This is a genomic window from Maribacter sp. (genome assembly GCA_020629415.1).
Lineage (GTDB): Bacteria > Bacteroidota > Bacteroidia > Flavobacteriales > Flavobacteriaceae > Maribacter > Maribacter huludaoensis.
This window is the reverse complement of sequence record JAHDDL010000038.1, coordinates 1-13616: the sequence shown is the minus strand read 5'-3', so window position 1 is coordinate 13616 and position 13616 is coordinate 1. Positions and strand designations below refer to the sequence as shown.

The 13616-nt window shown below is 37.2% G+C and carries 10 protein-coding genes; 8 read left to right on the top strand and 2 right to left on the bottom strand.

Features of this window, described 5'->3' with window-relative positions:
* Nucleotides 1-77: 77 nt before the first annotated feature.
* Genes QZ657_RS13925 through QZ657_RS13910 form a run of 4 tightly spaced genes read left to right on the top strand, consistent with a single transcriptional unit; the run spans nucleotide 78 to nucleotide 7245 of the window.
* Nucleotides 78-2153, top strand: coding sequence for a glycoside hydrolase family 127 protein (locus QZ657_RS13925; RefSeq protein ID WP_291967653.1), 2076 nt, complete (start codon nucleotides 78-80; stop codon nucleotides 2151-2153).
* Nucleotides 2144-4060 carry a CRTAC1 family protein gene (locus QZ657_RS13920; protein ID WP_291967651.1) on the top strand — a complete coding sequence of 639 codons (1917 nt, stop codon included), beginning with the start codon at nucleotides 2144-2146 and terminating at the stop codon, nucleotides 4058-4060. Before QZ657_RS13925 ends, QZ657_RS13920 begins: the two co-directional genes overlap by 10 nt.
* 35 nt (nucleotides 4061-4095) lie before the next feature.
* Complete coding sequence (locus tag QZ657_RS13915; RefSeq protein ID WP_291967649.1) at nucleotides 4096-5748, top strand: sulfatase; 1653 nt, start codon at nucleotides 4096-4098, stop codon at nucleotides 5746-5748.
* A 12-nt stretch (nucleotides 5749-5760) separates the two neighbouring features.
* Nucleotides 5761-7245 (top strand): sulfatase-like hydrolase/transferase, encoded by a 1485-nt coding sequence (locus QZ657_RS13910; RefSeq protein WP_291967647.1) that lies wholly within the window; start codon nucleotides 5761-5763, stop codon nucleotides 7243-7245.
* Between the two features lie 30 nt (nucleotides 7246-7275).
* Here QZ657_RS13910 and QZ657_RS13905 read toward each other — a convergent pair whose 3' ends face one another.
* Nucleotides 7276-8664, bottom strand: a complete 1389-nt coding sequence (locus tag QZ657_RS13905; RefSeq protein WP_291967644.1) for an exonuclease domain-containing protein — start codon at nucleotides 8662-8664, stop codon at nucleotides 7276-7278.
* A gap of 9 nt (nucleotides 8665-8673) precedes the next feature.
* On the bottom strand, nucleotides 8674-10734 hold the full coding sequence (locus QZ657_RS13900) for an ATP-dependent helicase (protein ID WP_291967642.1): 2061 nt from the start codon (nucleotides 10732-10734) through the stop codon (nucleotides 8674-8676).
* Between the two features lie 361 nt (nucleotides 10735-11095).
* Between QZ657_RS13900 and QZ657_RS13895 the strand changes: the two genes are divergently transcribed.
* The 4 genes from QZ657_RS13895 (at nucleotide 11096) to QZ657_RS13880 (ending at nucleotide 13526) form a co-directional block, all read left to right on the top strand.
* A complete protein-coding gene (locus QZ657_RS13895; protein ID WP_291967640.1) occupies nucleotides 11096-11371 on the top strand; it encodes a hypothetical protein in 276 nt (91 codons plus the stop codon).
* An 18-nt stretch (nucleotides 11372-11389) separates the two neighbouring features.
* The gene (locus tag QZ657_RS13890; protein WP_291959350.1) at nucleotides 11390-11755 is read left to right on the top strand and encodes a S24 family peptidase; all 366 of its coding nucleotides are present in this window, start codon (nucleotides 11390-11392) and stop codon (nucleotides 11753-11755) included.
* Nucleotides 11752-13023, top strand: a complete 1272-nt coding sequence (locus QZ657_RS13885; protein ID WP_276471200.1) for a Y-family DNA polymerase — start codon at nucleotides 11752-11754, stop codon at nucleotides 13021-13023. Before QZ657_RS13890 ends, QZ657_RS13885 begins: the two co-directional genes overlap by 4 nt.
* 80 nt (nucleotides 13024-13103) lie before the next feature.
* Nucleotides 13104-13526: a BLUF domain-containing protein gene (locus QZ657_RS13880; protein WP_291967637.1), complete on the top strand. Its 423-nt coding sequence runs from the start codon at nucleotides 13104-13106 to the stop codon at nucleotides 13524-13526.
* Nucleotides 13527-13616: the final 90 nt, after the last annotated feature.

The window sequence follows — 13616 nt, the reverse complement described above, 5'->3', positions numbered from 1 at the left end:
AGGTCATAGTTAATAATCACATCTCACATTTCCTGGTTTATGCGTTTCTTGTAATCCTTATTTCAACTCTAAGTAAAATGAAAAAAATCACTTTGTTCAGCTTTTGTCTTTTAGCCGTTTTCTTTTCCTGTAAAGAAAATCAAGAAGTTGCATCAACAGATGTAAATCAAAAAAAAGAAATATTATCACTACATACCAATAGAGGTATTATTAACAATACAAATAGCCCGAATGTTAAACTTAAAAGTATAGATATTGGGGATTGTCGTTGGACCGAAGGCTTTTGGGCAGATAAATGGAAGATTGCCGAGGAGGTAATGATTCCGCATATGGGAGAAATTCTAAAAGGCGATGTTGGTCATGGTTATAATAATTTTAAAATTGCGGCAGGTCTTAAAGAAGGCGAGCACAAAGGTTTTTGGTGGCATGATGGTGATTTTTACAAGTGGATGGAAGCCAATTTGTATCTATACGGTGTAAACAAGGACGAAGCTATTGTAAATGAACTAGATGAAATTATAGAGGTCATCGGCAAGGCACAACAAGAGGATGGGTACCTATCTACTCCTGCTATCATTCGTGAAGATATAGACCCATTTACCAACAGAAGATATCATGAACTTTACAATAGTGGGCATTTATTGACCGCTGCATGTATCCATAATCGTGTAACAGGTAAAACTAACTTTTTGGATATCGCCATAAAACATGCAGATTATTTATACGAATTATTCGTGCCAATAAAAGACTCATTGAAAAGATTCGGTTTTAATCAAACCCAAATAATGGGCTTGGTAGAACTTTATCGTACCACAAAAGATGAGCGCTATCTAAAACTTGCAGAACAGTTCATAAATCTTAGAGGTACTTTCGATATTGTTGAAGACTCAACCACAGAGGGTTATCCTATTGGTGATATGGTGCAAGAAAGAGTTCCGTTGAGGGAAGAAACAGAAGCGGTAGGGCACGCAGTTCTGGCATTGTATTATTATGCCGGTGCCGCAGATGTATATGCAGAAACAGGCGAGAAAGAATTAATAGACGCCTTAAATAGACTTTGGTATAACGTAACCAATAAAAAAATGTACATAACAGGTGCAGTTGGGCAAACGCATTACGGTAGGTCATCGCGATTGGATAAAATTGAAGAAGGATTCATTGATGAATACATGATGCCCAATATGACGGCCTATAATGAAACTTGTGCCAACATTTGTAATTCAATGTTCAATTATAGAATGTTGACCTTAAGTGGAGATTCCAAGCACGGAGATGTTATGGAATTAGTGTTGCATAACAGTGGGCTTTCGGGTATTAGCCTAGAAGGAAAAGATTACTATTACTCTAATCCATTGCGTAAGGTTGATGGTGCCTTGGACTATGATAAAATGAACGTGGAATTTCCGGAGCGTCAACCTTACCTAAAATGTTTTTGTTGCCCACCAAACTTGGTGCGTACTATAGCAAAGTCACCAGGGTGGGCCTACAGTAAATCTGAAAATGGTATTGCTGTAAACCTTTATGGCGGTAATAAATTAGAAACTACCTTATTAGATGGTTCAGCAATAAAATTAAATCAAAAAAGCAACTATCCTTGGGAAGGGGAGGTAAAGATTACAATAGAAGAAAGTAAGCCAGAAGCTTTTGAAATGTTGTTGAGAATTCCTGCTTGGGCAGAAGGTAGTACACTTAATGTAAATGGTAAAGCCGTTGAGAACGTTGAAGCAGGAAGCTTCGCTAAAATTGAGCGTGAGTGGAAAGCTGGTGATGTAATTACCTTAGATATGCCAATGGAGGTAAAGTTCATTGAAGGTCATCCTAGAATCGAAGAAGTTCGTAATCAAGTTGCCGTAAAAAGAGGACCTGTAGTCTACTGTGTAGAATCTGCCGATTTACCGGAAGATACCAGCATATTTGATGTTTATGTTAAAGGTAGTAATAGTTTAAAACCAACCTACAGACCAGATTACCTTGGTGGTATGACAACATTAGATGGGGATTTAATGATAAGGAAAGATAAAGCTCTGGGCATGTATCAAGAAGTGGGTATGCCAAAATTTGATACGTTTAAAACTCATCTAGTACCATACTACGCATGGAGTAATAGGGGTGTTGGTGAAATGACGGTTTTCATGCCAATGATTTGGAATTAACTGAAGTTTCCGATATTAAGATGATGAGCGATATAATGCAGTGCCGAACCAAGATACAAGGCGTTTTTAGTGTTATTTTTTTAGGTTTTTTATTAAATGCTTGGTCGCAAGATAAGCATGGATCGGTCGTTTTTTTTAAAGAGAATTTTGAGGGTTTCCCTAGAAAGGAAGTAAACCTTAGAAAATGGGATGCCCCAATTGTTGCCGACTTGGATAATGATGGATATCCTGATCTAGTTCTCAATGATCATGGTTTGGGCATTAGTGTTTGCTGGAATAACCAAGGCAGTTTTTCAAAACCCTATGATGTGATCATGGGTGACTTACATGGTGTGGCTGTCGGTGATTTTGATTTTGACGGAATAAACGAAATGGTATTGTCCAGAGGTGGTGGGTCCGGTAGTAATGCCCGTAATTCAAAAATGTATAAAGTTACCGCACAGCGGGAGTTTTTGCCCTTGCCAGATTTTAAAGTACCATTTGAAATGATGAGAGGTAGAACCTTAAAATTTTATGATGGTGACCAAGATGGTGATTTGGACCTCATAAATTTCGCTTTTCCGTCCAAAGAAAAAAAGGGACAAACAGAGAATTATATTTATGAAAATGATGCTAAGGGACAACTTCATTTAAAAGCAACATTGCCCATGATAAAAGCGGATGGTCAAAAAACAACGTTGACCGACGTAAATACCGATGGTATTATGGATATACTGCTGTTTGGTAATGATAAGGTCAGGCTTTACCTAGGTAATGGAGATTTAACCTATGAAGAGAAGTCGGCACTTTTACCTTATGAAATTAATGACGTAACGGCCATAAGTGAAATTGATTTTGACAATGATGGTGATTTTGATTTAATAATGACCAGGGGAAAAGAATTTGAAATTGGTGAAACATTTTTTAATGAAGAAACGCTAACATGGGGTTTTTTTACCAAAAGAGGTGATTTTCAGTTTAATGATTTATTAGTAGGCGATGTGTTACATATGAATAATTTTCAATCGCAATGGCCATTTAATGACGCATATTATATAGGTGAATCTGCATATCAGTACCAATTTATTGGAGAAACACATTCAGGTAAGGACATACGCTTGGTTAATAGTAATGCATTGGGTTTTCCAGATGTTTTAAATGAAGAAGGTGGTATACATGTGGGGTATGTTGGTAATGATAGTTGGCGTATTGCCGGTAGTACTTGGTCTCCCACAACGGGAACTGTAAAAGGAGTTAAGGAATACCCGGCATATGAACATTCTAGAGGTTTGCCCGATGTTTTGTTAGAGAATATAAAAGGCAAGTATGTTGATGTCACTGAAAAAGCAAATCTTTTGCTTGAAGATCATACCGTTGGGGTTTCGGTTGCAGATTTTGATAATAATGGCTTTCAAGACGTACTGATGGTACGAAGAGGTGAGCTTGTTTATGAAAATAAATCCATTATTTACCTAAACCAGGGTGATGCTACATTTAAGCAGGTTCACCATCATGGTATAATTACTTCGGATATTGGTGCAATAGGTATGGCAGTTGAGGTTTTGGACTATGACCTAGATGGTGATGTTGATGTGGTAATAGGTAATGAACGCGGTAAATGGCATTTGTTTGAAAATGAGATATTGTCTAATTCCTATAACAAACATATTATCGTGAAAGTTGGTAATTCGCCATCCGGTAAAGCTACTGCATTGGGTGCACTGGTAAAAGTTACGGGCTGTAAAAATAATCAGCTACAAAGGGTAGGCGCTACAGGGTCGGTTTATTCTTCAAGTTTTAATGCAAATATGCACTTTGGATTGGGTCTTTGTAAAGCCCCGGTAAAAGTGAATGTTACGTGGAGCAACGGCGAGAGCATAAACAGAACTATTAAAAAGGGTGGTAAGGTTTTTATAGGTAAGAAATAATAGTACTTAATTTTTAAAACTAAAAAGGTGGTCGTATGAAAAGGATAAACATCTTAATTCTATTAAATATATTTCTATTTAGCTGCAAGGCCCAAATAGAAAATTTATCCGTAGAGCCCGTTAAAAAACCTAATATTCTATTTATCGCTATAGATGATTTAAGACCTGAGATAGGCGCCTACGGTTCAGAAGTTGCAATAACGCCAAATATGGATGCACTTGCGGCAGAAGGTCTTTTGTTTAATAACGCTTATTGCCAAGAAGCTATTTGTAGCCCCTCTAGAGCAAGTGTTATGACAGGCGCCCGGCCGGAGACTATAAAGGTTATCGAGAATTTTTCATATTTCCGGGACCTCAATCCAGATATAGTAACCTTGCCACAGCATTTGCAATCGGTAGGGTATGAAACTGTTTATGCGGGAAAGATATTTCATCCTGGTTACACAGATGAAGAACTTTCATGGAGCAGAAAAGCATATTCGGGGCCTAAAGTTGAGGAAATGCCAGAAAGGGTTAGAGGATATGTGCTAGCTGAAAATCAAGAGATATTTAGGAAAAACCGAGCTGAAGTCATTGCCAAATATGGTGAAAATGCACCTAGAAATGGTTTAGGTAAAGGTCCGGCTTATGAGTTTGCAGACGCTCCTGACAATAGCTATGAAGATGGTCATAATACTGAATTGGCCATTGAAACAATGAAGGAAATGGCGCAAAACGATAAACCATTTTTTTTAGGGTTGGGTTTTTTAAAGCCTCATTTAGAATGGATCGCTCCTAAAAAGTACTGGGACATGTATGAAGATGTGGATTTGCAGTTGACAGATCAACATGAGGGTCCGGTAAATGGTGCGGCAATGGGGTTACATGCTTCTTTTGAATTACGTGCCAGAGCAGATATACCTAATTATGGTGATATAGAAGATGAACAGGCTAAAAACTTAAAACGCGCATATTTGGCAACAGTGAGTTATGTTGATGCTCAAATAGGTAAAATGCTAAACGCTTTGGAAGAAGAAGGGTTAAAGGACAATACCATTGTTATGCTGTGGAGCGATCATGGTTGGCATTTGGGTGACATGGGTATTTGGGGAAAAGCAACTAACTACGAGATAGCTACGCGAGTGCCGCTTATAGTTTCAACACCTAATATGCCAGGTGCTATAAGAGGTAGTAAAACCAATGCCCTGGTTGAACTAGTGGACATGTACCCTACGCTATGTGAATTAGCGGGATTGTCCATTCCTGAGCGTATTGAAGGACAAAGTTTTAAACCTTTGTTGACGAACCCCAACATGGAATGGAAAACAGCGGCATTTACTCAATTTCCAAGTCCGGCATTACGGGAATGGGCGGCCAACCCTTTGTCTAAGGGGATGAGGGAAACATCGTTCGGACCATTATTAAAGGAGGTTGAAGAAAGAATAAAGAAGCAACAGGGCAATAAATGGAACAGGGACCTTTTTGAAAATAGATTAATGGGATATTCAATGCGAACATCTCAATATCGTTTTACGGTTTGGAAAGATTATACGGACCAAAAATCTAAGCCGGTATTTTTTGAGTTGTACGATCACAAAAATGATCCTACCGAAACTATGAATATCGCAAATGAAAATCCCAAGATAGTTGAAGAACTTTTGGTTCAGTTCAATAAAGGTTGGCAAGGAAATATGGCGAAGCTTAATTAATAGTTAGAAGTGATGAAAAAATATATATTCGGTTGTGCAATCGTTCTTACCCTATCAATTATAGGTAGTAGTTGTAAAGAACACCAAAAAGATGACGTCGAAAAAACGGTTCAATCAGTTAAAAGACCAAATATAATACTAATCGTTGCAGATGATTTAGGGTATGCAGATGTTGGTTTTAACGGTTCTAAAGATATTGATACCCCGCACTTGGACGAGCTGGCATTAAACGGTACTATTGCAACTTCAGGTTATGTTGCACATCCCTTCTGTGGCCCCAGTAGGGCCGCATTGTTAACAGGAAGATATCCACATACAATTGGTTCTCAGTTTAACTTACCAGCGAATAGTGAGGTAGGTGTTGGTAAAGGAATACCGTTACAAGAAGTCTTTATGAGTAAAATGCTCAAAGATGCAGGCTATAGAACAGGTGCGGTTGGTAAATGGCATTTGGGCGCAGTAGCAGATTATCATCCAAATAAAAGAGGTTTTGACGATTTTTATGGATTTTTAGGCGGTGGTCATAAGTATTTTCCAGAGGAATATACTGTTATTTATAATAAGCAAAAAGCAGAACGAAGAGAGGTTGTTTTCGATTATTTAAAGCCATTGGAGCATAATGGTAAAAATGTAGAAAACCCAACGGAATATCTTACGGATGAGCTATCTAGAAAAGCTGTAGATTTTGTTAAGGGTACAAATACAGACGAGAATCCTTTCTTCTTGTATTTGGCATATAATGCCCCTCACGTACCTTTAGAAGCAAAAGCGGAAGACTTAGAATTATTTAGGCATATTGAAGATAATGACAGAAGAACCTATGCCGCTATGGTATATGCAGTTGATAGAGGCGTTGGCGAATTGGTAAAAGCGCTTAAAGCTAAAAATGAGTATGAAAATACGCTTATTGTTTTTCTTAGTGATAATGGAGGTAAACTTTCAAAAGGAGCAAACAATTACCCTTTAAGGGAAGGGAAAGGAAGCACTTGCGAAGGCGGTTACCGAGTGCCAATGTTCTTTCATTGGCCGGCAAATATTCCTTCAGGAAAAAAGTTTGATTACCCGGTTTCTGCGTTAGATTTTTATCCTACGTTTGCAACATTGTCAGGAGCTTCTATCCCAAAGGGAAAAAAATTAGACGGTAAAGACATTTGGCAAGATTTGATAGAAGGCAGAAACGCAAGAAAAGATGAACCTTTATTTGTTTTAAGGCATAGAGAAGGATATAGTGATGTTGGTGTAAGGCTGAATGAATGGAAAGCCTTAAGGACAAATGAAAACCCTTGGAAGCTCTTCAATATAGAAAATGATTTAGGTGAAAGTAATGACCTAAGCAAAGAGCATCCAGAGCAATTGAAGCAAATGGTTATAGAGGCCCGGAACTGGAGTAAGACCCATACGGAACCACAATGGTTTGACCCTGAAGAATTACAAAAAGATTGGGAGGAACAAGAAATGGCAAAGTTTAATGAGGCTTTTGAAATGAAGGTGAATTAAATAAACTAGATGTGTTGTTTTTTTTAAATCTTAACCTACATTTTCCAAAGGTTTAATTTTCCATGGATTACGCTTGGTATAGCTTGAAATAATCTTTGCGGTATGATAAGAGTGTTTTTTAGGGTTTAACATATCTTTTAAATGTTCTAAATTAGAAACCGATTGGGAATTGTCTAAAAATCCATATCCTTGATAAACACCATGAAGAATTAAAACAAAACCACGTTCCTCTTTGGTTCTACCTTTTTCAAAAAGTACATAATTGTCATTTTCATTGTTGAGATAATTTAAGGCATTTTCAACTTTAAAATTGTATAGTCCTATTTCTTCTTCCCCGGTGCAAACGCCATCACATTCGTTATACTCACCATGGGAACATCTGCCCAACTTACTTTTTAGACCAGTTTGTAAGGGGCATAATCTAAATTTCTCGGTCAGTTCAATTAAACGTTTAATGGCATCGCCTTTTTTCAAGAATATTTCGGTGGGCGAGTGTTCAAAAGGTCTTCTTTCTATTTTAAGCTGTATTATCCCTTTTCTATTTTTTTGAGGCACTATATGGTACGTGACATAACTTTTCTTTTGAATGTAATTAAAAGGTGGATCTAGTTTGTCAATCAAATCGGCTTCTCGTAATAAGGCAATAAGTTCGCTACCGGTAGTTTCAAAATCTATATGAAAGGTAGCATCGCATAATATTATTTCTTTCTCCGTGGTATTATAGAAATGGCTTAATACCCTTTTTTTAATATCCTTCGCTTTGCCAACATATATTACCTCACCCTTCTTATTTTGAAACTTATAAATACCGGGAGAGTTAGGTAAAGCGTTTAGTTTTTGATAGGCTATGTTTTTGGGTGCTATATGTTCTTTTTCGACTTTAGGTTCTAAGAATTTTGAGATGACCATTTCGTCATCATCTAGCAAAATCAATCTTTGAAATAGTATGGCAACAGCATTGTCATCATTTAGAGTATTTGATGCTGTGTACGGAATATTCAATACACCGCTCAAATAGGGTAGTTCATAACTAGTCATGTTCGGAATCAACTTCTTCGCCAAGCGTACGGTACATAACTGGGGAGTTTTAAAAGAGTACCCTAAATACTTAAATTCCGATTGTAGGGCATAATGTAGAAATGATGCGTTATGACCGACCAGTATGTGATTTTCAAGTTCTTCTAATATAGTATTGGCAACTTCTGAAAAAGTAGGGGCTTTTAAAAGTATAGTATCGGTCAAACCTGTTCTTTGCTGAATGTAATTTGGTAAACGTTCTTCAGGATTGATGTTGGTCGTAAAAATAGGCTCGTAATAGTCACCTCTAAGCTTACTAATTGATAGTTGTACTATTCTTAAAGGGTCAGGTTTATAACCAAAAGTGGTCATGGAGATAATAGCAAATTGTCTTTTCTGCATTTGTAATCTTTAGCTGAAATCCATTCCTGAAGAAAGGTCTATAGCATTGGGTGTTGAAGCATCTTTAACTGGTTTAAAGTCATGACCAATGGTCTCTTGTTGTACCAGCCCTTCAGGTATAGCCGTTAAAAAATAGGTTTCTGCATCGTCTGTCTGCTGTCCTACATTGGCAGGAATGGATTTACCGTGAATTGCCGATATTGATGCGGTATTTCTTGTTATTATCAATCTATTCTTAGCACGTGTTAGTGCAACATACAGCACTCTACGGTCTTCTTCAATGGCATCTACATCATCTAAAGACCATGCGGAAGGAAATGCCTTTGGCGATACATTCAAAACAATACAGACATCTGCTTCCAATCCTTTTGCAGAGTGGATAGTAGATATGACCACATGGTCTTTTTCTTCATCGGTCTCTAATTGCGATTCGCTTAGCACAGGTGCGCCGTTCATCTTTTCCGCATTGTCCAATAAACCTTCACCAATAAATTCACCTAGGCTAGCGTAGCTGTTCGCCAAAAGTTTTAATACAGGGAAGTCGCCTTTGCGCTTCTCGATCCAATCTTTACGATATCTGAAAGCTAGCCCTAATGACATGGCATCATAGGCAATGTCTACCATTCTGCCCACTTTGCCTTTCTCTTTTTGTACGGCATTATAAAGTTCTGCAATTTTGATTCCATCTTTTCCGGGTATGGCGCCCTGTAATAGTGTGGGGATGTCGGTTTTACCTTCATCGGCAATGATAACTGCCATAATTCTGGAAGCTCTCACTTCTCCTATTCCTTCCCAAAAGGTCAAGAACCGTACCCAAGCAATTTCATCATAAGGGTTGTTGACTATACGTAACAAAGAAACAAGATCTTTAATATGGGCTGCTTGTAAAAACTTACGGCCTCCGTAGGTAACGTAAGGTATTTTTCGTCTTATGAAAACCGCCTGTAATGTCTTGGTGTAATATTGGGAACGCGATAAAATTAAGTGGTCCGAAAATTTACGGTCTTCATCGGTATAATTTTTTAAAATCTCATCTGCTACCCAATTCGCCTCTTGCCATTCATCGCTTACATTCAGTAATTTAGGTACTTCTCCGTTTCCCCGTACACTCTGTAATTGTTTATTGTAATCTATTGGCGATTTACCCAATAACCAATTAGAGATGTCCAGTATCTCTTGCGTAGAGCGGTAATTCTTTTCAAGTTTGTAAACTTCTGAATTGGGTACGCGATCTTTGAACAGATGAACATTTCTGAAATCTGCACCTCTAAAAGAATAGATAGATTGCGCATCATCGCCAACACAGAACAAACTACAGATATCTATGAACGGGGAAAGTAGTTCCCATTGCAGCGGGTTGGTATCCTGCATTTCGTCCACCAGTAGATAATCAAGGTCTTGAGATAAGAGCTTTCTGGCCTCAAGGTTAGACTTTAGTTGTGTAGAAACTACCAATAACAGGTCATCATAATCAAGATAATGCTGTTCCATTTTCTTTTTTTGATATGCCCTTAGTAGTAGTTCTACATTGGGCTTCATTGCGGTTATTTCATAATCGGTATCCTTATCTTCTTTACCCTTGTAGAGCAACGTGCGTATAGATTCGGTTAAATTCTTTTTGGTATTTCTGGCATAAGAATAGACATCTAATAATTGTTGAGGTTTAATACGTAGCTTACCATAAACTTCGCTATGACTACCGCAGACCATTTTCATCAATCCCAATTGGTCATCCGGGTCAATGACCGTAAAATTAGCGGCACCGAATAAGTTGGGGTATTTAATGATCAGTTGATTGCACCAAGAATGAAAAGTTGCACCGCTCATAGCGCGCCCATTAGATTTTGGTAAGCTTGCCTTTACACGTTCTACAATTTCATTTGCCGCTTTTTTGGTAAATGTAAGAATCTGAATTTTTGACGGATTTGCTCCGTTTTCTATCAAATACGCGGCCCTTGCAATAATTGTGCGTGTTTTTCCGGTACCTGCACCTGCCAATACCAACAGATGTTTACCTGAAAATTCAACCGCTTTTAACTGTTGCTTGTTTAATTCTTCTTTTAAACTCATTTAGTGTTGTAGTTAAATTGAAGTTTTTAGAATAGCCATGTTCATGAGATCAAAGCTATACGGTGATTGTAAATTAGTATGCTTTTGTACATAAAGTTAACTCGCATTAAGTAATTAATAGCTTTATTAGGCATATAGATTCAATTCTTTTACGTTAAAAATTTACCGAAAATCATTCGTAACCATACGTACTTTTGTAGCATTGATTAAGTTTTTGAGTCCCTTCAATTTATTTAAAGGGTTATTGATTGGATTTGGATAACCACCTCGCCTTGAGGTGGTTTTTTTATTTTATCGTCATTGTTAATAATATTTTCAAAAATACATTAAATTATTTGGAATATATCCTGAAATTTGGAGCATGTCCAAAACAGTATTTAGAAATTATGATATTAAGCGTATTAAGGCCCTGCTCAAAGAGATAGGGAAAGATCGGTATGAATGTGCATTAAAGGATTTAGGGCTAATAGAGCAAAAACCGATTTCTATGGATGGTTTCTTTGTGGAATATGAAACTGACACACATGATATTTATCTATACTACAGGTATCCATCCCGAGTGGTTTTTAAAATTATGCCCGTCTTGGGTTTTTGGAATGTACCTAATGATTTTTGGGTAAGAGAGCGAAAAGAATAATAATGTAATCCTATAATAATGAATGATTTAGATAATCGTTTAATTAAAAAGTCAGGAAACAACCATAGGGTTAAAAGCCCTACGCAGACAGGTTTTTCCAGTCCGGCTACACATTACAGTGAACCTCGTATAGATTTAAATGAAGTTTTGGTGTCCAATTCATCTTCAACTTTTTACATAAGGGTGGTCGATGATGAATTTAAAGAGTATAACGTAGTTACCAATGATGTACTTATTGTAGATAAATCTTTAAGTCCTAAAAAAAACCAGTTAGTGCTAGCAACGGTAGACGATAGTTTTAAGATAGTACGTATAGCAAAAGAACATAATCTTGAAATGAATATTTGGGGAACCATAACATATATAATTAAAGCGGTGTTATGATAGCATTGGTAGATTGTAATAGTTTTTATGCCTCTTGCGAGCAGGTCTTTAGACCAGATTTAATTAATAAACCGGTAGTTGTTTTAAGTAATAACGACGGATGCGTAATTGCTGCGAACAAGGAAGCAAAAGCTCTGACGGATATTCCCATGTTTCAGCCTATTTTTAAAATACGAAAGTTGTTGGATGAAAATAATGTCACCTATTTTTCATCGAATTATACGCTTTACAGTGATATGTCAAGAAGAGTAATGGATACCTTGATGACCTTTTCACCCAGAGTGGAAGAATACAGCATTGATGAAAGTTGGGTAGATTTGGGATGTCTTAGGCTAGATGATTACACGGCAACTGCACATACAATAAAAGATACGGTATATAAAAATACGGGTATACCTGTGGGTGTGGGTATTGCAAAGACAAAATCACTATCAAAATTAGCGAATAAGTACGCCAAGAAAATACCTAAAAACAATAATGTATATGTAGTGGATAGTGAAAAAAAGAGACACCATTTACTGCTAAATCTTCAGGTGAAGGATATTTGGGGCATTGGTAAGAAACATGCAATTCGGCTTCAAAACAATGGCATTCATTCAGCGTTGGATTTTGCCAATATGCCAGTGGCCTGGGTTAGGAAAGAAATGACGGTTATAGGCGAACGTCTTTGGCGAGAACTTAATAATATACCTTGTTTGGTTCTAGAAACGGAAGCCAACGCTAAAAAAGGTATTGGCACGGCAAAGTCGTTCGGTTTCAAGCTGACCGATTATTCGCTCATAGAAGAAGCTTGCAGTTATTATGTAGCCGAAGTGGCCGATCTGCTAAGACAGCAACAAAGTCTTGCGGCTCAATTAGAAATTTCATTACAGACCAATCAACATAGTGCTATAGATAAGCAGTATAGAAATAAGACGATCATAACGCTAGACACACCGACTGATAGCACTATTAGGTTAACGAAAGAAGCACTTAAAGGTTTGCGAGAAATATATAAACCAGGCTATAGGTACAAAAAAGTAGGCGTAAACCTAACGCAATTGGTCCGCCAAAATGAGGTGCAGACAAATTTGTTCAATAAACCACATAAAAGTGAAAGTGATGTAATTACCAGTGTCATTGATGATTTAAACGGCAAATTTGGTAAAAACAAAATTAAGGTAGCTACCGTAGGGAACAGAACCAAAGAATGGGCATTGATAAAAGAACACAGGAGCCCTAGATATACTACCCAGTGGGGAGAGTTGTTGACTATTGGAAAATTATAGCAGACCGCTTTTTTAAGAGATTGGCAAAATGCATGAACTTTTTTATTAACTTAATGTGCTAAACATACTTTATTGAATAAATGTTTCAACTAACCTACCAATCAAAAATAGCACCCGAATTAACAATAGATCAAATTGAGAACATTCTCATTGATGCACGAAAGAGAAATAATGCTCGGAATATAACCGGATGCCTGGTCTATTTTGAAGAAAGTATTGTTCAGATTTTGGAAGGTGAAAAGAACGATGTAATGGATTTATTCGGTAAAATAGAAAAAGATAACAGACACCACACTTTAGATCTATTATGGCAAGGTACTTCAAATCAAAGATATTTTCCCAATTGGGATATGGCACTTTATGCCCCGGTAGATGCTTCTCATTATTATGATTCAAAAGAGGTGTTTGTAACCAACATGACCCTATTAGCAGATCTTTCTAAAAAAACAACGGCTACATTATTATCCTTTTGGTCAACAGTTCGTAAAAAATTGAATGAGTAAAATTTTGGATAAAAAAACCACTGAATTTTCAGTGGCTTTTTTTTAGTAGCGGGGACTGGACTCGAACCAGCGACCTTCGGGTTATGAGTT